This is a genomic window from Amycolatopsis sp. NPDC059021 (assembly GCF_042739895.1).
Classification (GTDB): domain Bacteria; phylum Actinomycetota; class Actinomycetes; order Mycobacteriales; family Pseudonocardiaceae; genus Amycolatopsis.
Map to the genome: position 1 here is coordinate 33,702 of NZ_JBHYIQ010000034.1, position 19,154 is coordinate 52,855.

Annotated in this window: 19 protein-coding genes and 1 riboswitch; of the genes, 13 read left to right on the top strand and 6 right to left on the bottom strand. The window is 71.5% G+C overall.

The window, feature by feature from the left end; all coding sequences use genetic code 11:
* Nucleotides 1–12 precede the first annotated feature (12 nt).
* The gene (locus ACFWX1_RS21135; RefSeq protein ID WP_378389742.1) at nucleotides 13–894 is read right to left on the bottom strand and encodes an SDR family oxidoreductase; all 882 of its coding nucleotides are present in this window, start codon (nucleotides 892–894) and stop codon (nucleotides 13–15) included.
* A 239-nt stretch (nucleotides 895–1,133) separates the two neighbouring features.
* Between ACFWX1_RS21135 and nadD the strand changes: the two genes are divergently transcribed.
* The 7 genes from nadD (at nucleotide 1,134) to ACFWX1_RS21170 (ending at nucleotide 7,727) form a co-directional block, all read left to right on the top strand.
* The gene (gene nadD, locus ACFWX1_RS21140) at nucleotides 1,134–1,733 is read left to right on the top strand and encodes a nicotinate-nucleotide adenylyltransferase (RefSeq protein ID WP_345406277.1); all 600 of its coding nucleotides are present in this window, start codon (nucleotides 1,134–1,136) and stop codon (nucleotides 1,731–1,733) included.
* 64 nt (nucleotides 1,734–1,797) lie between these two features.
* A complete protein-coding gene (rsfS, locus tag ACFWX1_RS21145; RefSeq protein ID WP_378389743.1) occupies nucleotides 1,798–2,208 on the top strand; it encodes a ribosome silencing factor in 411 nt (136 codons plus the stop codon).
* Complete coding sequence (locus tag ACFWX1_RS21150; RefSeq protein WP_378326673.1) at nucleotides 2,205–2,819, top strand: histidine phosphatase family protein; 615 nt, start codon at nucleotides 2,205–2,207, stop codon at nucleotides 2,817–2,819. Before rsfS ends, ACFWX1_RS21150 begins: the two co-directional genes overlap by 4 nt.
* Nucleotides 2,820–2,821: 2 nt before the next feature.
* The gene (gene octT / locus ACFWX1_RS21155; protein ID WP_378389833.1) at nucleotides 2,822–3,550 is read left to right on the top strand and encodes a diglucosylglycerate octanoyltransferase; all 729 of its coding nucleotides are present in this window, start codon (nucleotides 2,822–2,824) and stop codon (nucleotides 3,548–3,550) included.
* 5 nt (nucleotides 3,551–3,555) lie between these two features.
* Entirely contained in the window at nucleotides 3,556–4,404 is an 849-nt protein-coding gene (locus tag ACFWX1_RS21160) for a DegV family protein (RefSeq protein ID WP_378389744.1), read from the top strand.
* 201 nt (nucleotides 4,405–4,605) lie between these two features.
* Entirely contained in the window at nucleotides 4,606–5,331 is a 726-nt protein-coding gene (locus ACFWX1_RS21165; RefSeq protein WP_378389745.1) for a helix-hairpin-helix domain-containing protein, read from the top strand.
* Nucleotides 5,328–7,727, top strand: a complete 2,400-nt coding sequence (locus ACFWX1_RS21170) for a ComEC/Rec2 family competence protein (RefSeq protein WP_378389746.1) — start codon at nucleotides 5,328–5,330, stop codon at nucleotides 7,725–7,727. Before ACFWX1_RS21165 ends, ACFWX1_RS21170 begins: the two co-directional genes overlap by 4 nt.
* A 7-nt stretch (nucleotides 7,728–7,734) precedes the next feature.
* On the opposite strand, the gene thrC is transcribed toward ACFWX1_RS21170, so the two are convergent.
* A complete protein-coding gene (gene thrC, locus ACFWX1_RS21175) occupies nucleotides 7,735–9,000 on the bottom strand; it encodes a threonine synthase (RefSeq protein WP_378389747.1) in 1,266 nt (421 codons plus the stop codon).
* Between the two features lie 13 nt (nucleotides 9,001–9,013).
* A riboswitch (SAM riboswitch) is annotated at nucleotides 9,014–9,148 on the bottom strand.
* Between the two features lie 135 nt (nucleotides 9,149–9,283).
* Here thrC and holA point away from each other — a divergent pair.
* A complete protein-coding gene (gene holA, locus ACFWX1_RS21180) occupies nucleotides 9,284–10,264 on the top strand; it encodes a DNA polymerase III subunit delta (protein ID WP_378389748.1) in 981 nt (326 codons plus the stop codon).
* A 61-nt stretch (nucleotides 10,265–10,325) separates the two neighbouring features.
* Here holA and rpsT read toward each other — a convergent pair whose 3' ends face one another.
* Nucleotides 10,326–10,586, bottom strand: coding sequence for a 30S ribosomal protein S20 (rpsT, locus tag ACFWX1_RS21185; RefSeq protein ID WP_378389749.1), 261 nt, complete (start codon nucleotides 10,584–10,586; stop codon nucleotides 10,326–10,328).
* A 373-nt stretch (nucleotides 10,587–10,959) separates the two neighbouring features.
* On the opposite strand from rpsT, the gene ACFWX1_RS21190 reads away from it, so the two are divergent.
* The gene (locus ACFWX1_RS21190) at nucleotides 10,960–11,829 is read left to right on the top strand and encodes a DMT family transporter (protein ID WP_378389750.1); all 870 of its coding nucleotides are present in this window, start codon (nucleotides 10,960–10,962) and stop codon (nucleotides 11,827–11,829) included.
* A 23-nt stretch (nucleotides 11,830–11,852) separates the two neighbouring features.
* On the top strand, nucleotides 11,853–12,230 hold the full coding sequence (locus ACFWX1_RS21195; protein WP_378389752.1) for a VOC family protein: 378 nt from the start codon (nucleotides 11,853–11,855) through the stop codon (nucleotides 12,228–12,230).
* On the opposite strand, the gene ACFWX1_RS21200 is transcribed toward ACFWX1_RS21195, so the two are convergent.
* Nucleotides 12,227–12,841, bottom strand: coding sequence for a class I SAM-dependent methyltransferase (locus tag ACFWX1_RS21200; protein ID WP_378389754.1), 615 nt, complete (start codon nucleotides 12,839–12,841; stop codon nucleotides 12,227–12,229). The genes ACFWX1_RS21195 and ACFWX1_RS21200 overlap by 4 nt on opposite strands.
* 116 nt (nucleotides 12,842–12,957) lie before the next feature.
* Here ACFWX1_RS21200 and lepA point away from each other — a divergent pair, with 116 nt between their 5' ends.
* Together lepA and ACFWX1_RS21210 are read left to right on the top strand one after the other, a co-directional pair.
* Nucleotides 12,958–14,799, top strand: a complete 1,842-nt coding sequence (gene lepA, locus ACFWX1_RS21205) for a translation elongation factor 4 (protein WP_378326683.1) — start codon at nucleotides 12,958–12,960, stop codon at nucleotides 14,797–14,799.
* A 123-nt stretch (nucleotides 14,800–14,922) separates the two neighbouring features.
* On the top strand, nucleotides 14,923–15,498 hold the full coding sequence (locus tag ACFWX1_RS21210) for a Uma2 family endonuclease (protein WP_378389756.1): 576 nt from the start codon (nucleotides 14,923–14,925) through the stop codon (nucleotides 15,496–15,498).
* Here the strand turns inward: ACFWX1_RS21210 and ACFWX1_RS21215 are convergent, their stop codons facing one another.
* Entirely contained in the window at nucleotides 15,499–15,948 is a 450-nt protein-coding gene (locus ACFWX1_RS21215; protein ID WP_378389758.1) for a pyridoxamine 5'-phosphate oxidase family protein, read from the bottom strand.
* Nucleotides 15,949–16,035: 87 nt separating this feature from the next.
* Nucleotides 16,036–17,799: a family 20 glycosylhydrolase gene (locus ACFWX1_RS21220; protein ID WP_378389760.1), complete on the bottom strand. Its 1,764-nt coding sequence runs from the start codon at nucleotides 17,797–17,799 to the stop codon at nucleotides 16,036–16,038.
* 157 nt (nucleotides 17,800–17,956) lie between these two features.
* Between ACFWX1_RS21220 and ACFWX1_RS21225 the strand changes: the two genes are divergently transcribed.
* Nucleotides 17,957–19,009: an NAD(P)H-dependent flavin oxidoreductase gene (locus ACFWX1_RS21225; RefSeq protein WP_378389762.1), complete on the top strand. Its 1,053-nt coding sequence runs from the start codon at nucleotides 17,957–17,959 to the stop codon at nucleotides 19,007–19,009.
* The last annotated feature ends 145 nt before the right edge of the window (nucleotides 19,010–19,154 follow it).

A 19,154-nucleotide genomic window follows, 5' to 3' on the forward strand; every position in this document is an offset into this window, starting at 1 on the left:
TCGCGCCGCCGGTCAGGGCTGGATGTTCTCCAGGTCCTCGAGCAGGCTGGGGTGTTTCGGTTCCCAGCCGAGCACCTGCCGGGTGAGCGTGGCGGACGAAGGCTGGTCGGCCGCGAAGATCGTGCCGAGGGGGCCGTAGGTCTCCGCCGGTACCGATTCGACCGGCAGGCCCAGCCGTCGCCCGATGATCGCGGCGATGTCCCGCACCTGGTCGCCCTCGTCGGCCACGGCGTGCCAGGCGGTGCCTGCTTCCGCCTTTTCCAGTGCCAGCCGGAAGAGCACCGCCGCGTCGAGCGCGTGCACGGCAGGCCAGCGTTGCGTGCCGTCGCCTGGATAGCCGGACACTCCGGTCCGGCGTGCGATGCCGGTCAGCACACCGGCGAATCCGCCCGATCCCTCGTTGTGCACCGTGCGCGGCAGGCGCACGGCCGAGCTGCGGACCCCGCGCGAGGCCAGTTCCAGGACTTCCGTGACCGCGCGACCGCGACCGCCCATCGGACCTTCGGCCGGCACCGGGTCGGCCTCGGTCGAGGCGCGGCCCGGCACGGCGGGTGTGCCCGAGCAGGTGACGAAGGGGCGGCCGCTGCCGGCGAGTGCCTCGCCGAGGGCGGCGAGGGCGGCGCTTTCCTCGGCGACCGCCCGCGCGACGGCGTCGGGGCTGCTGAAGTCGTTGGCGAACGCCAGATGGATGACGCCGTCGGCCTGGGCGACGCCGGTGCGAAGGACGTCCAGATCCGCCAGGCCTCCCCGGATCGGCTCGGCGCCTGCCGACTCGGCGGCCAGCGCGGACGCGTCGGAGCGGGCGAGTGCGAGGACGGTGTGGCCGTTGCCGAGCAGTTCGGCGACGACGGCGGACCCGATCAGGCCGGTGCCGCCGGTGACGAAGACGTGCATGGAGCTCTCCCGCAGGTGATGGGACTCTGTCCCGTCAAACACTACCAGAGTGATGGGACAGAGTCTCATCACTGAACCTGCTCGTGTGACTGTGGTGAATGGTGGGGCTGCTGAGGCCGTCGCGCGGTGACACTCGTGTGGCGGAGCGATCCCGGCGCCGGCGCGGGTCGCGTCCGAAGAGGACGAATCCGGCCGGTGATGCACGCGGCCCCGGTCCGCGGTGTATAGGCTCACCAGTCATGTCACCACGGCGGATCGGGGTCATGGGCGGCACGTTCGACCCCGTGCATCACGGCCACCTCGTCGCGGCCAGCGAGGTCCAGTCGCGGTTCGCGCTGGACGAGGTCATCTTCGTGCCCACCGGTCAGCCGTGGCAGAAGGCCGACCGGGTGGTCACCAAGGCCGAGGACCGCTATCTGATGACCGTCATCGCGACGGCGTCCAACCCGGTCTTCTCGGTCAGCAGGGTGGACATCGACCGCGGCGGCCAGACGTTCACCGTCGACACGCTGCGCGATCTGCACGCCGAGTACCCCGACGACCAGCTGTTCTTCATCACCGGCGCGGACGCGCTCGAGCAGATCCTGACCTGGCACCGCGCCGACGAGCTGTTCACCTACGCGCATTTCATCGGCGTGACCCGGCCCGGCTACCGGCTCAACTCGCATCATCTGCCCAGCGGCAAGGTGAGCCTCGTCGAGGTGACCGCGATGGCGATCTCGTCTACGGCCTGCCGCGAACGCGTCGAGCGGGGTGAGCCGGTCTGGTACCTCGTGCCCGACGGCGTCGTCCGCTACATCGCCAAGAAGGACCTGTATCGCAAGGACGAAGGTGCGTGATGCACGGCATGTCGGTGCCGCCGGGTACGCTCTTCGGGCGCATCCCCAACGACAAAGGAGCACTGTGACAGCCACGTCCCAGGCACGGGAGCTGGCCGTAGCGGCCGCGCACGCCGCGGCGGACAAGAAGGCCAGCGACATCGTCGTGCTGGATGTGTCCGAACAGCTGGTGATCACCGACGCCTTCGTCATCGCCTCGGCCCCCAACGAACGCCAGGTCGGCGCGATCGTCGACAACGTCGAGGAGAAGCTGCGGCTGGCCGGGCACAAACCGGTCCGCCGCGAGGGCGCCCGCGAGGGCCGCTGGGTGCTGCTCGACTACGTCGACGTCGTGGTGCACGTCCAGCACCAGGAGGCGCGGGTCTTCTTCGGCCTCGAACGGTTGTGGAAGGACTGTCCGCGCATCGAGGTCGCCGGGCTGGCCGAGCCCGGCGAGGACGGTGACGCCGCGGACGAGGGGCCGGACTCGCTGTGAACCCGCGGCGGCTGGTGCTGTGGCGGCACGGGGAGACCGACTACAACGCCGCCGGACGGATGCAGGGGCATCTCGACTCCGCGCTGACCCCGGTCGGGTGGAACCAGGCGCGTTTCGCGGTGCCGGGGCTGGCGCGGTTCTCGCCGGAGCTCGTCATCGCCTCCGACCTGCGCCGCGCGACCGATACCGCCACGGTGCTGACCGAGGCGCTCGGCGTCCAGTTGCGCATCGACAAGCGGCTGCGGGAAACGCATCTGGGGGAGTGGCAGGGCCTCACCGGCGAGGAGGTCGACGCGGCCTATCCCGGCGAGCGCGACCGCTGGCGTGCCGACGCCACCTGGGCCCCGCCCGGCGGTGAGTCCCGGGTGGACGTCGCCGAGCGCGCCATCGAGGTCGTCGCCGACCTGAGCCTGCCGAACTCCGGCGCCGGGGACACGGTGCTGCTGGCCACGCACGGCGGCCTGATCATCGCGCTGACCGCGAAGCTGCTGGGCCTGCCCGTCGAGGTGTGGCCCTCGCTGGGCGGGATCGTGAACTGCCATTGGGTCGAGCTCGTCCAGCGGGACGGGAAGTGGCGGCTGTACGCGTACAACGCGGGTATCACCGGCTGACGATGGGGCCACGCCTGCTGGTGTTCGGCGATTCGCTGAGCTTCCACGGACCCGAGGGGCCGTGTGCCGCCGACGAACCCCGGCTGTGGCCGAACATCGCGGCCGACGCGCTCGGTGGCAGCGCCGATCTCGTCGCCGGTTTCGGCTGGACGGCGCGGGATGCCTGGTGGTCGCTCATCGGCGACCCGCGGGTATGGGCCGATCTGCACCACGTCGACGCCGTCGTCCTCGCCGTCGGCAGCATGGACACCCTGCCTTCGCCCCTGCCGACGTATCTGCGCACCGGATTGCGCTATCTGCGGCCGGATCCGGTCCGCAGGCTCGCCCGCAAGGCCTACCTCGCCGCTCAGCCGCGGCTCGCGATCGCGTTGCGCGGCCGTCCCGTCGTGCTGCCCGCGAAGCTCACCGTGCACTACCTCGACACGGCGGTCGGGGCACTGCGGATCCTCCGGCCGGAGCTGCCGGTCTTCGGGATGCTGCCGTCGGTCCACCGCGCCGCCGCGTACGGCGGCGTGCACACCGCGCATCCGGGCGCGACCACCGCGCTGGCGGAGTGGGGCGCGCGGGTGGACGTGCCGATGCTGGATCTCCCCGCCGTCGTCGGCGAGCACGTCCGCGGCGGGCACGGGAACCCGGACGGGATGCACTGGGGCTGGGCGGGGCATGCCGCGGTCGGCGACGCGATGGCGGCGCTGATGACGCCGTCCCTCACCCCCGGCCACGTAGGCTGACGCGCGTGTCGGTCGCGGTAGTCACGGATTCCACCGCCCACCTGCCCGAGGGTTTCGCCGAGCGCAGCGCGGTGCGGGTGGTGCCCCTGCACGTCCTCGTGGACGGCGTGGTGTCCCTCGACGGCACCGAGATGGGCCCGGCCGCGCTCGCCGAAGCGTTGGGGCAGCGGAAGATCGTCACCACTTCGCGGCCCACCCCTGCCGAATTCGCCGCCGAGTTCCGCGCCGCGCTGGACGCGGGCGCCGATGCCGTCGTGTCGGTGCACCTGTCCAGCGAGCTGTCCGGCACCTGGGAAGCCGCCGTGCTGGCGGCGCAGGAGGTCGGGCCGGATCGGGTACGCGTGGTCGATTCGCGGACCACCGCCATGGGCCTGGGTTTCGCGGCCCTGCACGCCGCCGGTGCCGCCGCGGCCGGAGCGTCCGCGGCCGAGGTGGAGGCCGCCGCGGTGGCGACCGCCGAGCACTCCGAGACGCTGTTCGTCGTGGAGACGCTGGACTACCTGCGCCGGGGCGGGCGGATCGGCCCCGCCGCCGCGCTGCTCGGCACGGCGCTCGCGGTGAAACCCGTGCTGCACATGGCCGATGGCCGGATCCGGCCGCTGGAGAAGGTCCGCACGATGAACCGCGCGGTGGCCAGGCTGGTCGAGCTGGCGGTTTCGGCCGCCGGACAGGGCGAGGTCGAGCTGGCGGTGCATCACCTCGCCTCGCCGGAGCGGGCGGTCGAACTGGCCAACCGGCTGGAGGAGGCGGTACCCGGCTCGTCCGGCTGCGTCGTCTCGGAAATCGGCGCGGTGATCGGTGCGCATACCGGCCCCGGTGTGCTCGGCGTCGTCGTCCAGCGCGCGACCGGCTGAACGTCCATAGTGGACACATCGGCGTCGGCTGGGTTCTCGCCGCTAGGGGTGAGTGGGCAACCCTTCAGTATCGCCTCCGGGTACGACGGAAAACCGCTCGATCCCGGTCTCGGCCGGTGATCTGTCCACAGGACCCCACTTGTCCACAGCCGCGCCGATTTCCCCTGCCGGACGGCTTCCGGCTGTCCTAACGTCGATCGTGTGTTCGACCCCGCCGCCCGGGACCCGGGCTCCTCCGTCAACGCCAGGCTCGCGTGGCTGGCCGATCAGCTGTCCCCGGACGCCCCTGCGATGGGCCCCGGTGGGCGGCTGGTCCGGCGCTGGCTGCCCGCGGGGCTGGCCGGCGGCTCGGCCGGTAAACGACGGCTCGTGCTCGGCGCCGTCCTCGTCGGCGTCGTCCTGCTGGTGTTCGGCGCGGTGGCGCTCTTCGGCGGCAGGCCCGCCGCGGAGAGCCCGCCGGGGCTGCCGAGCGCGAAACCGGTGGCCGAGCAGCCCCCGCAGCCGAAGACCGGTCTCGTCATCAGCGTGATCGGGCGGGTGCGCGCACCGGGGCTGATCAGCCTGCCCGCGGGGGCACGCGTCGCGGACGCGCTCCGTGCCGCCGGTGGCCCGGAACCCGGCACCGACCTGAGCGCGCTGAACCTGGCCCGGCGGCTGACCGACGGAGAACAGCTCGCGGTCGGTGTCCCGGCGCCGGCGGCGGCCGGGCCCGGTGGAGCGGGGGCGCCACCGGGCAAGGTCGATCTCAACGCGGCCACGGCCGATCAGCTCGACACGCTGCCGGGCGTCGGCGCCGTGATGGCCCGCCGGATCGTCGAATGGCGCACCCGGCACGGCGGGTTCGCCAGTGTCGAGCAACTTCGCGACGTCGAAGGCATTGGCGAAGCGAAGTTCTCGAAGATCCGGGAGCAGGTGAGCGTCGGATGAGCGCGGGGCCCGGTACTCCGGAGACGCGGCAGCCGTTGCCGTGGTGGCGTGCGCAGGATCCTCGGCTCGTCCCGGCCGCGCTGGCGGTGTGGGGCGTGACGCTGGCGGCCCTGCTCGGTACGTGGTGGGCGGCGGTGGCCGGGGGAGCGGTCACCGCGCTCGCGGGCGCGGTGGTGTGCTGGCGCCGCCCGTCCTGGCGAGCTTCGGCGGGTGCGTTGCTGGTGCTCGGGCTGGCGCTCGCGGGCCCGACAGCGCTGCGTGTTCGCGACGCGGAACAGGATCCGTTGCGCGCGGCCGCCGCCCATGGGGCTCCGGCCGTGCTGCGAGTGGTGCTCACCGAACGTCCGAAACCGGTTCGCTCGGCCGGATACGCCGACCGCCAGGCCGGTGCCCGTTCGGTCGTGCTTCCCGCCGAGGTGACCTCCGCGCAAGTCGCGGGGCGGCCCGCCGAGAGCACCGGACGTGTCTTGCTGCTCGCCCCGGTCACGCCGTGGTCGGGCATGCTGCCCGGTCAGGCCGTGACGGTCTCCGGGCAACTGGGGCCCGCGCGGGGCGCGGAACTGACCGTCGCGGTGCTGTCGGTGCGCGGGCCGCCCGGCGATCCTGGCACCGCACCGTGGTGGCAGCGGGCCGCCGAGTCCTTGCGTGCGGGGCTGCACCGGCTGTGCGCGAGCCTCCCGGAAGAACCCGCCGGTCTCCTGCCCGGTCTGGTCGTCGGGGACACGAGCGCGTTGCCGCCACGAGTCGAGCACGAGTTCGTCGCCGCGGGGATGTCCCATCTCACGGCCGTCAGCGGCGGGAATCTCGCGATCGTCTGCGGTGCGGTGCTGCTCCTGCTGCGCGTGCTGCGGATCGGGCCGCGGGCCTCGGCGATCGCGGCCGGGCTGTGCCTGGCCGGGTTCCTCGTGCTCGCGGGTCCGGAGCCGAGCGTGCTCCGGGCCGGGGTCATGGGCGCGGTCGGCCTGCTCGCACTGGCGCTGGGCAGACGGGGCTCTGCCTTGCCCGCGCTGGCCTTTGCGGTCTATGCGCTGGTGATCTGGGATCCGGCGATGGCGGTCGACTTCGGCTTCGCGCTCTCGGTGCTGGCCACGGCCGGGCTGGTTCTGCTGGCGCCGCGCTGGGCGGACGCGATGGTGCGCCGGGGTGTTCCGGCGGGCTACGCCGAGGGGCTGGCCGTTCCGCTCGCGGCGTTCGTGGTCACCGCGCCGGTGCTGGCGGGTATGGCGGGTTCGGTGAGCCTGGTGTCGGTACTGACGAACGTGCTCGCGGCGCCGGTGGTGGCCCCGGCCACCGTGTTCGGAGTACTCGCCACCGTGGTGGGCCCGTGGTGGCCCGGCGCCGGGAACGTGCTGGTCCACCTGGCCGATCCGGAGGCACGCTGGCTGATCCTCGTGGCGCGGCACGGCGCGCGGGCACCGGGTGCCGTCCTGGACTGGCCCGGCGGCTGGTGGGGCGGCCTGCTGGCGGCGGGCCTGCTCGCCGTCCTGGTGGTGACATTGCGGCTGCGCCGGATCCGGGTGCTGGTGACGGTGGTGCTCGCCGTGGTGCTGCTGGTGTTCGTCCCGGTCCGGGTGCTCGCCCCGGCCTGGCCGCCGGATTCGTGGGCGATGGTCGAATGCGATGTGGGCCAGGGGGACGCGTTGGTGCTGGCGACGGCGGAGCGCGGCCGGGCGGTGGTCGTCGACACCGGGCCCGAACCCGGCCCGGTCGACGAGTGCCTGCGGCGGCTCGACGTCGACCGCGTGCCGCTGATCGTGCTGAGCCATCTGCACGCCGACCATCTCGGCGGGCTGGTGTCGGTGTTCGAGGGCAGAACGGTGGGTGCGGTGGCGGTCGGGCCTGGCCGGGCGCCGGGCTGGGCTTGGCGGCAGGTCGCGGAGGAGGCCGGGCGCCAGGGCGTACCGCTGCTGGAGCTGACCATCGGGCAGCGGCTGGAGTGGCCGGGGCTGTCCCTCGAGGTGCTCGGGCCGCGGTACGTACCCGCGCGGTCGGCCGCCGAGCAGGACGGGACGATGGTCAACAACAGCTCGGTCGTGCTGCGCGCGGGCACCCCGGCCGGGCGCGTGCTCCTGACCGGCGACGTGGAATTGGCCGCGCAGGCCGATTTGCTGGCCGGGGGAGCGGATCTGCGGGCGGAGGTCTTGAAGGTCCCCCACCACGGGTCGCGGTATTCGCTGCCGGACTTCCTCGCGGCCGTCGCGCCCCGCGTCGCGATGGCCAGTGTGGGCGCGGGAAATCGCTACGGCCACCCCAGTAAGTCCACTGTGGACGCTCTGATCGCGTTGGGGGCCTTGGTGACCCGCACCGATATCGACGGCGACACCGCGGTGGTCCCGGACGGCGGCGGTCCGGCGGTCTCCCGCCGGGGCGAGCCGCGTGGCCCGCCCCGGCGGTGAGCCGGCGTCAGTAGCCGAGGGCCTCGCGCACGGCGGCGGCGGACGGCGGGACGGTCGCCTTGGGGCCGATGTGGTTCTCGACGGCGTCGAGCGTCTTGAGGCCGTCACCGGTGATCAGCAGGACGGTCTCGGCGTCCGGGTCGAGCTTGCCGGTTTCGATGAGCTTCTTCGCCGTGGCGACGGTGACCCCGCCCGCCGTCTCGGTGAAGATGCCCTCGGTGCGGGCCAGCAGCCGGATGCCCTCGACGACCTCTTCGTCGCTCACGTCCTCGATCGCGCCGTTGGTGCGGTTGACCACGTCGAGCACGTAGGGGCCGTCGGCGGGGTTGCCGATCGCCAGCGAGCGCGCGATGGTGTCCGGCCTGACCGGCTGGACGACGTCGTGCCCGGCGCGGAACGCGGCCGACACGGGCGAGCAGCCGGTGGCCTGGGCGCCGAACACCTTGTACGGGCTGGCTTCCACCAGTCCGAGCTGGCCGAGCTCGCGGAAGCCCTTGTCCACCTTGGTCAGCTGGGAGCCGGAGGCGATCGGCACGACGATCTGCTCGGGCAGCCGCCAGCCGAGCTGCTCGGCGACCTCGAAGGCCAGCGTCTTCGAGCCCTCCGAGTAGTACGGGCGGACGTTCACGTTCACGAACGCCCAGCTCTCGTGCTCGGCGGCGAGTTCGGTGGCGAGGCGGTTGACGTCGTCGTAGTTGCCGTCGACGGCGATCAGCGCGCCGTCGTACACCGCGGTCGTGAGGATCTTGGCGCGCTCCAGCGTCTTCGGGATCAGCACGACGGACTGCCAGCCCGCGCGGGCGGCCGCGGCGGCGACGGCGTTGGCGAGGTTCCCGGTCGAGGGACAACACAGCACCTCGAACCCGAACTCGCGGGCGGCCGCCAGCGCGACGGCGACGACCCGGTCCTTGAAGGAGTGGGTCGGGTTGCCGGTGTCGTCCTTGACCCAGATCCGCTTGACCCCCAGCGCCTTCGCCAGCCGGTCGGCCCGGATCAGCCGGGTGGCGCCGGGCTCGGTGTTGGGGATCTCCTCGACGTTGGAGGGAACCGGGAGGAGTTTCTTGTAGCGCCAGATGTTCTTCGGGCCGGCTTCGATGTCCTCGCGCCGGACCCGGCCGAAGTCGTAGGCGACCTCGAGCGGCGAGAAGTCTTCGGCGGAGACGAATTCGGGAGCGAGCGGCTGCCGGTGACCCTCTTCCTTCGACACCAGTTCGACGGCCGGGCCCAGGTCCGGGGTCTTGGTGGTGGAGGTCGTGCCGAGGGTTGCGGTCATCGCGAGGTTCCTTTCCTCATCTGTCCCGCCGAGGCGGGCCGGAATTGGCACCGTGTTCGTCAGCTACCCCGCGATCGCGGGATGACAGGCTTTGACGCCGGTTGCCGGGGCTTCGTCGGGCCGTTCCCTCTGCCCCTCTGGATGAGCGGTATTCGGTTGTCGGCGCGCCGCGCGGGCGCCGCCTCGGGACACACCGTACGGCATCCTGATCGGCTCGTGCCACGGTGGGCGCGCCGGTGTCACCGGAGCGGGCGTGTCGCGGGGCGGGTGAGAGGATCGGGGGGTGACCGCGCAAGCCACCGCCACCGCACCGCTGCATCTCGTGCTCGGTGAGGAAGAACTGCTCATCGAACGGGCCGTCCGCGCCGCCCTGGACGCCGCCAAGGCGGCCGATCCGACCGCCGACATGACCAGGATGCGGGTGTCGGAACTCACAGCGCCCGAGCTCGCCGAACTGGTGAGCCCCTCGCTGTTCAGCGAGGGCCGCGTGATCGTCCTCGAAGCGGCGCAGGACATCTCGCAGGAGCTGTCCGACGCCGTGCTGTCCTACCTCAAGGCCCCCGCCGACGGGATCGTGCTGGTCGTCGTGCACACCGGGGGCGGCAGGAGCAAGGCGGCGAAGGCGCTGCCCGCCGCCTTGCGCAAGGCCGGGGCCCAGATCACCGAATGCGCCAAGCTGACGAAGGCCGCCGACCGGGAGTCGTTCGTCCGCAACGAAGTCCGCCGGGCGGGCGGCAAGATCGACGGCGCCGGGGTGCTCGCGCTGATCGACGCCGTCGGCTCGGATCTGCGGGAGCTGTCGTCGGCGGCGACACAGCTGGTCGCGGACTCCGGCGGCGTCGTCGACGAGCAGGCCGTGCGCCGGTACCACCGGGGCCGCGCCGACGTCACGGGCTTCGCCGTCGCGGAGAAGGCGGTGGCGGGGGACAGGGCGGCCGCGCTGGAGCAGTTGCGCTGGGCGATGCAGCTGGGGGTGCCGCATGTGCTCGTCGCCGACGCGCTCGCCGACGCCGTCCGCACCATCGCCAGGGTCTCGGCGGCCGGGCGGGGCAACCCGAACCAGATGGCCGGGGAACTCGGGATGCCGCCGTGGAAGGTGCGCAAGGCGCAGGGCCAGTCGCGGGGCTGGAACTCCGACGGCCTCGCCACCGCGATGCGGGTCGTCGCTCGGCTCAACTCCGAGGTCAAGGGTGCCGCGGCGAGCCCGGACTACGCACTGGAGCGCGCGGTGAACGAGGTCGTCGCCGCCAAGGGCGACCGCTGAGGCGAAGACACGCGAAAGGCCCCGGCGACCGAGGTCGCCGGGGCCTTTGCGGAGAGCGGGCTCAGATGTTGTTCGCGCGCTTGGCCATCGCGGACTTCTTGTTCGCGGCCTGGTTGGCGTGGATGACGCCCTTGGTGACGGCCTTGTCCAGCTTCTTGGCGGCCTCGCGCTGCAGCTCGACGGCCTTGGCCTTGTCCCCGGACTCGGCGGCCTCGCGGAACTTGCGGATCGCGGTCTTCACCGAGGACCGGATCGCCTGGTTGCGCTGACGCGCCTTCTCGTTGGTGGTGATGCGCTTGATCTGCGACTTGATGTTGGCCATGGTGGCGCTCCTGTTCGTACTCGGTGAGTTCGCTGCCGCGTCGCTGGATAACTCTGTGGCCCCGGCCACCCTCGCGGGCGGTGCGCGGGTTTCCTCCATGACGGAATGCCGCACGGCAACGAACGGCAAGCCTAACAGCCTGCTCCGACGGCCTCGCGAGGGCCTCGACGTGATCGCTTACGCGTACTACGGTGGGTGGAGTCAGTGCCTAGGGTTCCGCCATCGGCCCGCACCTGCGGGAGAACACAACGAGGGCTGGTGGGACAGGTCCGAGCGGCACCATCGGCGGCTCAGGAGCCCGCCGTTCATCTGACGGGACAAAAGCCTGGAGGACCTGAGGTTTTCGCGTGCGCGAAAACCCCGAAAGGGTCCGATGAACGCCACCGCGCTGTCCCTCGTCCTCGTCGCCGCCGTCGTGCACGCCGTGTGGAACCTCGCCGCCAAGCGGGTCGGCTACGGCGGCGCCCGCTTCGTGTTCCTCTACTACAGCGTTTCGGCCGTCGCGCTCCTCCCGGTCACGATCGCCGTCCTCGCCGTGGAAAACGAACGTCCACAGTGGACATGGCTGCTGGCCGCGGCGGTCACCGCGCTGCTGCACGTCGGGTACGGCGTCGTCCTGCAACGGGGTTACGTCGTCGGCGATCTTTCGGTGGTCTACCCGCTCGCGCGGGGCACCGGGCCGCTGCTCTCGGTCATCGCGGCGGTCGTGCTGCTCGGCGAACGGCCGGGCTGGCTCGGGCTCGCCGGCGCGCTGCTGGTGATCGCCGGGGTGCTGGTGATCAGCACCGGGCGCCGGGACGGGGAGACCGATCCGCGGGCCCGCCGGGCCGGGATCGGCTACGGACTGCTCACCGGCGCGTTCATCGCGGGCTACACGCTGTGGGACGCGCACGCGGTGACCGGCCTCGCCGTCCCGCCGATCGTCTACTTCGCGGTCGGCTCGGTCATGGAGAGCCTGCTGCTGATGCCCTACGCCCTCGCCGACCGGCCGATGATCGGCAAGCTCTGGCGTGAGCACAAGCGTGAGGCGCTGCTGGTCGGGTTGCTGTCCCCGGTCGCGTATCTCCTGGTGCTCTACGCGCTGCGGATCGCCCCGGTCAGCCTGGTCGCCCCCGCGCGCGAGCTGAGCATCGTGCTCGGCGGGCTGGCCGCCTGGCTCGTGCTCGGCGAGGCGAACGCGGTGCGCAGGCTGGTCGGTTCCGTGGTCGTGCTGTCCGGTATCGCCGCGATTGCGGTGGCCTGATCTTCCCGGTAGGGATTGAGCCCATGGAAGTGCTGAGCAGCCGGATTCTCATCCATCCGCGGGATCTCGAGGCGTCCACCGCGTTCTACCGCGACACCCTCGGCCTGGCGATCGACAAGGAGTTCCCCGGCGGCACGGTGTTCTTCCTCGGCCACGGCTCGCTGGAGATCGTCGGCAGTGCGAGCACCGGGCCGAGCCCGGACGTCGCGCTGTGGATCCAGGTGCGTGATCTGCCCGCCACGCTCGCCGGCCTCGCCACCCGCGGGGTGACGCCGGTGCGGGAGGCCCGCCGGGAGCCGTGGGGCCTGGACGAGGCGTGGATCGCCGACCCCGACGGCACCCGCATCGTCCTGGTCGAGGTGCCCGCCGGGCATCCGCTGCGCACCGATCCCCGGAGCTAGCGCGCGGGCTTGACGGCGCGGAGCTGCGCGGCCAGCGCGGTGAAGCCCGGCGGCTGCCAGGTCCAGGTCTGGAGGTCGGTGAACCCGGCGGACCCGGCCTCGCGGGCGAGGACGTGCCGGGACACGGGCAGCCACTTCTCGTGGGCGGAGACCAGCAGCCTGCCGCCGGGACGCAGGACGCGGTACAGCTCGGCGAAGCCCGCGGCGCGGTCGGGCCACAGCTGGACGTTGTTCACGCTGAGCACCACGTCCAGCGATCCGCCGGGCTCCCCGGTGTCCGCGGCCGTGCCCTGGCGCAGTTCGGCGCGGTCGCCGCAGCGCTGGTGGCACAGCGCCAGCATGCCCGGCGACGGATCGACGCCGACCGCGCGCCGGGCGAGCTTCGCCACGTCGTCCAGGCCGACGCCGGGACCGGGCCCGACCACCAGTACGGACTCGTCCGGTTCGATCTTCGCGAGTGCGGCCATCCGGTGCTCGGTCGGTGCGTTGCCGTGTGCCATGACCAGGCCACCGAGGCGGCCGAGCAGACCGCGGGGATGGCCGAACGTGCGGTCCAGCAGACCGGCGGGGGCCGGTCCGGGGGCGGGCACGGGCGAGGGGGAAGTGCTCATACTTCGAGGGCACCACGCCCCGTCGCGGCTCGCATCGGGGATGACCCCCACCCGCACCCGGAGCTCCATGGGACCATAGGGGTGGCCATCCCCGACCTTTCCCGAGGATCACACGAGTGAGCACGTTCGCGGACACGACTTTCACCTCACCGGAGCTCATCCGGAACTTCTGCATCATCGCCCACATCGACCACGGAAAGTCGACGCTGGCGGATCGGATGCTGCAGCTCACCGGGGTGGTCGAAGCGCGGGCGATGCGCGCTCAGTACCTCGACCGCATGGACATCGAGCGCGAGCGCGGCATCACGATCAAGGCGCAGAACGTGCGCCTGCCGTGGCAGGTCGACGGCCAGGACCACGTCCTGCACATGATCGACACCCCCGGCCACGTCGACTTCACCTACGAGGTCTCCCGCGCGCTCGAGGCGTGCGAGGGCGCGATCCTGCTGGTCGACGCCGCGCAGGGGATCGAGGCGCAGACACTGGCCAACCTGTACCTGGCGCTGGAGAACAACCTCCAGATCATCCCGGTGCTGAACAAGATCGACCTGCCCTCGGCCGATCCGGACAAGTATGCGGCCGAGATCGCGCACATCATCGGCTGCGAGCCCTCGGACGTGCTGCGGGTTTCGGCGAAGACCGGCGCGGGCGTCGGCGAGCTGCTCGACGAGGTCGTCCGCCAGGTCCCGCCGCCGCAGGGCGACGCCGACGCCCCGGCCCGCGCGATGATCTTCGACTCGGTGTACGACACCTACCGCGGCGTCGTCACCTACATCCGGGTGGTGGACGGCAGGATCACCCCGCGCGAGCGGATCCGGATGATGTCCACCAACGCCACCCACGAGCTGCTGGAAGTCGGCATCATCTCGCCGGAACCCAAGGCCAGCAAGGGACTCGGCGTCGGCGAGGTGGGCTACCTCATCACCGGCGTGAAGGACGTCCGCCAGTCGAAGGTCGGCGACACCGTGACCTCGGAGCGCAAGGGCGCCACCGAACCGCTCGCCGGGTACCGCGAGCCGAAGCCGATGGTCTACTCGGGGCTGTATCCGGTGGACGGCTCGGACTACCCCGAACTGCGCGAGGCGCTGGACAAGCTCCAGCTCAACGACGCCGCGCTCGACTACGAGCCGGAGACCTCGGTCGCGCTCGGATTCGGGTTCCGCTGCGGTTTCCTCGGCCTGCTGCACCTGGAGATCACCCGCGACCGGCTGGAGCGCGAGTTCGGCCTCGACCTGATCTCGACCGCGCCGAACGTCGTCTACCGCGTGGTGCTCGAGGACGGCACCGAGGTCACCGTGACCAATCCGTCGGACTGGCCGACCGGGCTCAAGATCTCCGAGGTGCACGAGCCGGTCAGCAAGGTGAGCATCCTCGCGCCGTCGGAGTTCGTCGGCACCATCATGGAGCTGTGCCAGACCAAGCGCGGCGTCCTGCTCGGCATGGACTATCTGTCCGAGGAGCGGGTCGAGCTGCGCTACAACCTGCCGCTCGCGGAGATCATCTTCGACTTCTTCGACACGCTCAAGTCGCGCACCCGCGGCTACGCTTCGCTGGACTACGAGGAGGCGGGCGAGCAGATCGCCGATCTGGTCAAGGTCGACATCCTGCTGCAGGGCGAAACCGTCGACGCGTTTTCCGCGATCGTGCACAAGGACGCCGCGTACAACTACGGAAACCGGATGGCGACCCGGCTGCGCGAACTGATTCCGCGCCAGCAGTTCGAGGTGCCCATCCAGGCGGCGATCGGCTCGCGGATCATCGCCCGGGAGACCATTCGCGCGATCCGCAAGGACGTGCTCGCGAAATGCTACGGCGGTGACATCTCGCGGAAGCGGAAGCTGCTGGAAAAGCAGAAGGAAGGCAAGAAGCGGATGAAGACCGTCGGCCGGGTCGAGGTCCCGCAGGAGGCCTTCGTGGCCGCACTGTCCACAGAGGACAACGGAAAGAACAAGAAGTAGCTTCGGCTTTTCGGCGCCCCGTCTCACACGATCGAGTGAGGCGGGGCGTTCTCGTCTTCGCCGGCGCCGTTTTTGTCGGTGCTCCGTGGTGCGCTCTGGTCAAAGCCTGGGAAGGAGGGCACCATGACGGTCATGACGGAAATCCAGTATCCGGCCGGGTCGGGCCCCATGACGGTGCGCGACCTCGAGGGGATGCCGGAGGATGGCCGACGTTACGAACTCATCGACGGGATGCTCCACGTGAGCCCCGCGCCGGGCCGCAGACATCAGAAAACCGGCCTCCGGCTCTGCGGCATGCTGGAGGCGGCCTGTCCGCCGCGGCTCGAGGTCCTCATCGCGCCCTTCGCGGTACGCATCGGCGATCGGCTCGAGCTCCAGCCGGACGTCGTGGTGGGCCGGGAGGAGGACTTCACCGAGAAGGATCTCCCCGCGGCACCGGTGCTCGCGGTCGAGGTGCTGTCCCCGAGCACGGTGCTCTACGACCTGAACGACAAGAAGGCCGCGTACGAGCGGCTGGGTGTGCCGAGCTATTGGGTGATCGACCCGGCCGAGCCGGAGTTGACCGTGTTCGAACTCGACCGGTACGGCCACTATCAGCGGGTCGCGAAGGCAGCGGGGGACGAGGCGTTCGACGCCGAGCGGCCGTTCCCGGTACGGATCGTCCCGAACGACCTGCTCGGACGTCTGGCGGAGCGCTGATCAGCCGCGGTTGCGCAGGATCCGGCGTGCCTGGATGAACACGGCGACGCGGCGTTCGGCGGCCATCACGCGGTCGTACTCGTCCCAGTCGTCGTGCGTGCCCGTCGCCGCGATGAACACGTCACGCAACAGCTTCGGCAGCCCGGCGGCGTCGAAGGCGGGGTCCGGGTCGTCCGGGCCGATCAGGTGGACCGGTCCGTCGACCGAACCCCAGTCCCAGCCACGGCGGAAAGCGAGGCTCGCATGCCCGGCACGGCGAAGCAGTTTCAGCTTGTACGCGTCGCCCCTGGCCACGAAGGCGACGCCGGGCGCGCCCGTCACCGGGTCGTCGATGACCCCGGCGTTGACGATCGTGGAGTGCACCGTCCCGTCGGGGCGGGTCGTCGCGATCGTGGCCAGGCCGTGCTCCTGCAGGGACAGCGTGCGGATGTGATCCAGGTCATCGCTCATGCCGGTGCTCAACGCGGCGCGGCCCGGTCCTGTTCCGGGCCGTACCGGAGAACGCCCGTACGAGCGCTCTCCGGCAGGAGGAACGCGTCAGCAGACGCCGTCGTCGCGCCAGACGCCCCATTCGCCGCCCGCACCGGGTTCCTCACCCTTGGTCCACCACTTCGCGGTCCACTTGTGCCCGTTGTGCGAAACGGTGTTCCCGCCGGTGTACACGGTCCCGCTGTCCCAAGCCGGCAACGTGCAGGTGCCGGGGTTGCCGCCGTTGTCCCACGGGATCTGCGACGAGCGGTAGAAGTTCATCGACTGCGCTTCCCAGCGCGGTCCCTGTGCGCCGAGCCGGGTCCGGAACTTGGCCCAGTCGTGGGTCGACCACGGCGACCAGCCGAGTTCGGCGTGCGCGGCCAGCCGGGGGAAGGCCAGCAGGTCGATGTGGGCCGGGGTCACCACGGTTTCGGTCCACAGTGGAGATTCGACGCCCCGCACCGCGGATTCGCCGACCCCGGACAGGTACGCGCCGGGGTTCCAGTTGTAGGCGTCCTGCACCTCGATGTACCCGGCCCAGCTGAGCCCGATCGGCGTGCTGGCGTTGTACTTCATGTCGAGGTAGGCCTTGTTCGCCGGCGACATGATCACCTTGCTGCCGTTCGCGACGGCCTTGGCCACGTTGGCGTCGGAGGTGGTGGTGCCCCAGAACTGCGGGGTGGCGTTCGCGGGAAGGGTGGCCTTGGCGATGTCGTGCCAGCCGTTCGGCTGCTTGCCGTTGGCCGCCACGATCGGCAGCACCTTGCCGATGAACTTGAGGTAGTCCTGCTGCGAGGTCGCCGAGGCCTCGTCGCCGCCGATGTGGAAGTACGGGCCGGGGGTCAGCGCCGCGATCTCGCGGATCACGTCGGAGACGAAGGTGTAGGTGATGTCCTTGCTGATGCACAGCGAGCTGTAGCCGACCTCGATGTCGGTGCGCAGCGGCGGCGCGACCCCGTTGCAGTTCAGCTCGGCGTAGGAGGCCAGCGCGGCGTTCACGTGCCCTGGCATGTCGATCTCGGGGATGATCGTGATGTGCCGCGAGGCCGCGTAGTTCACCAGGTCGGTGTACTGCGCCTTGGTGTAGTACCCGCCGGGGCCGCCGCCGACCTGGGTGCTGCCGCCGTAGGTGGCCAGGCGCGGCCAGCTGTCGATCTGGATCCGCCAGCCCTGGTCGTCGGCGAGGTGCAGGTGCAGGTGGTTGATCTTGTACTGCGCGAGCTGGTCGAGGTACCGCTTCACGGTGTCCACCGGGTGGAAGTGCCGTGCGACGTCGAGCATCGCCGCGCGGTAGCCGAAGCGCGGATAGTCGAGGATGTTCGCGCCCGGGATCGTCCACGGGCCCTGTTGCACGGTCGGGCTTTCGATCTTCCCCGGCAGGAGCTGACGCAGCGTCTGCACGCCGGTGAACAGGCCGTCGGCGGTTTTCGCGCGCAGCACCACGGAGTTCGCCGCGGCGTTGAGCTGGTAGCCCTGATCGCCGACCTTCGCGTCGGCTCCGGTGAGCAGCAGGGAGATGCCGTCGGCGGGGGTGCCCGCCGCGTCGGAGACCGGCAGCGGGAAGCCGGTGGACCGGCGCAGCACCCCGGCGATGTACTCGCCGACGTCCTTGGCCGGTGCGGAGCCGGCTTCGGTGTAGATCTTGGTGGCGGCGGTCAGCGGGTAGCTGACACCGTCGACCGCCTGGACGGAGACCGGGACGGGGACGATCGACTGCAGCGGTGGCGTGGCCGCGGCGGCGGTGCCCGCCGTGGTGACACCCGCCGTGCCGACGAGCAGGGTCAGTGCGGCGAGCGCGTGCCCGAGCCGCCGCGTTCGGGTTTTCTTCACGGGAGTCCTCCTGGCGTGAAGGGGGCGCGGCGTCGCTGCCGCGCATGTCCGGATCGTCGCACTTCACCCGGCATAGGTCTAGACCACTTTGCAGCAATTCGTGAGCCCGCTCGCTCCCGCCAGGAGCGATCCGCGTCGGAGAACTACCCTCGGTGCCATGTTCGAAGATCTCGAGTTCCCGGTGATAGCGGCCCCGATGGCGGGCGGTCCCACGACGCCTGCGCTGGTCGCGGCGGTGACCGAGGCGGGTGGCTTCGGCTTCCTCGCCGCCGGTTACCTCACCCCGCAGGCGCTGGCCGAACGGATCGACGAGACGGCCGCGCTGACACCGGGCGTGTTCGGGGTCAACCTGTTCGTCCCGGGTCCCCGGTCCGCGGCGGACCTGTCGGCGCATCGCGAGCGTATGCGCGCCGAGGCCCGCCGTTACGGCGTCGAACCCGGCGAACCGCTCTGGGACGACGACGCGTACCTCGGCAAGTTCGAGGTCGTCGCCGAGCGCCGGATGCCCGTGGTGTCCTTCACCTTCGGGATCCCCGGCGAGGCCGACATCGCGCGCCTGCACGAGAACGGCAGCAAGGTCCTGGTCACGGTCACCTCGCCGAGGGAGGCCGAACTCGCCGCCGCGGCGGGCGCGGACGCGCTCGTCGTGCAGGGCTTCGAAGCCGGTGCCCACCGCGGCCTGTTCGCCGACGATCCGGCCTCGCCCGCCGGAGGCGAGACCTACGGGCTGCTCGCTCTGCTGAGGCTGGTCTCCGCCCGCATCGACCTGCCACTGGTGGCCACGGGCGGGCTGGTGCACGGTGCCGACATCGCGGCGGTCCTGGCCGCGGGCGCCGATGCCGCCCAGCTGGGCACCGCGTTCCTCCAGGCCGACGAGGCGGGCACCTCGGCTCCGCACCGGGCCGCGCTGGCCGAGGGCACGCGGGCGACCGCCTTCACCCGCGCGTTCAGCGGGCGGCCGGCGCGCGGGCTGGTCAACCGGGTGCTCACCGAGCTGTCGGCGGACGCGCCGTCGGCCTATCCGCAACTGCACCACATCAGCCGCCCGGTCAGGGCCGCCGCCGCGAAGGCGGGCGACCCGGAGGCGTTGTCGCTGTGGGCGGGGCAGACCTACCCGCTCGCCGGTGGTGGTTCCGCGGCGTCCATTGTGGAGCGTTTGCGCGCCGAGGCACGCACGGCGGCCGAACGGCTTTCCCGGCTGCGAGGCTGAACACCACGGTCTCGGCAACGTCCTTTGAGGACACGAAGAAGCGGGGCGCGACCGGCAGTGAAAGGACCGCGGTCGTCGTGCCGGGTTACTCCGAGGGTGGGGTTTCCGGCGCCGCGCCGGGGGTGTTGTTCACCGATCGGCGGCG

Coding starts and splice junctions, on each gene's coding strand:
- ACFWX1_RS21135 (WP_378389742.1), bottom strand. CDS start 894: ATGCACGTCTTCGTCACCGGCGGCACCGGCCTGATCGGGTCCGCCGTC.
- nadD (WP_345406277.1), top strand. CDS start 1,134: ATGTCACCACGGCGGATCGGGGTCATGGGCGGCACGTTCGACCCCGTG.
- octT (WP_378389833.1), top strand. CDS start 2,822: ATGGGGCCACGCCTGCTGGTGTTCGGCGATTCGCTGAGCTTCCACGGA.
- ACFWX1_RS21170 (WP_378389746.1), top strand. CDS start 5,328: ATGAGCGCGGGGCCCGGTACTCCGGAGACGCGGCAGCCGTTGCCGTGG.
- thrC (WP_378389747.1), bottom strand. CDS start 9,000: ATGACCGCAACCCTCGGCACGACCTCCACCACCAAGACCCCGGACCTG.
- rpsT (WP_378389749.1), bottom strand. CDS start 10,586: ATGGCCAACATCAAGTCGCAGATCAAGCGCATCACCACCAACGAGAAG.
- ACFWX1_RS21190 (WP_378389750.1), top strand. CDS start 10,960: ATGAACGCCACCGCGCTGTCCCTCGTCCTCGTCGCCGCCGTCGTGCAC.
- ACFWX1_RS21195 (WP_378389752.1), top strand. CDS start 11,853: ATGGAAGTGCTGAGCAGCCGGATTCTCATCCATCCGCGGGATCTCGAG.
- ACFWX1_RS21200 (WP_378389754.1), bottom strand. CDS start 12,841: ATGAGCACTTCCCCCTCGCCCGTGCCCGCCCCCGGACCGGCCCCCGCC.
- ACFWX1_RS21210 (WP_378389756.1), top strand. CDS start 14,923: ATGACGGTCATGACGGAAATCCAGTATCCGGCCGGGTCGGGCCCCATG.
- ACFWX1_RS21215 (WP_378389758.1), bottom strand. CDS start 15,948: ATGAGCGATGACCTGGATCACATCCGCACGCTGTCCCTGCAGGAGCAC.
- ACFWX1_RS21225 (WP_378389762.1), top strand. CDS start 17,957: ATGTTCGAAGATCTCGAGTTCCCGGTGATAGCGGCCCCGATGGCGGGC.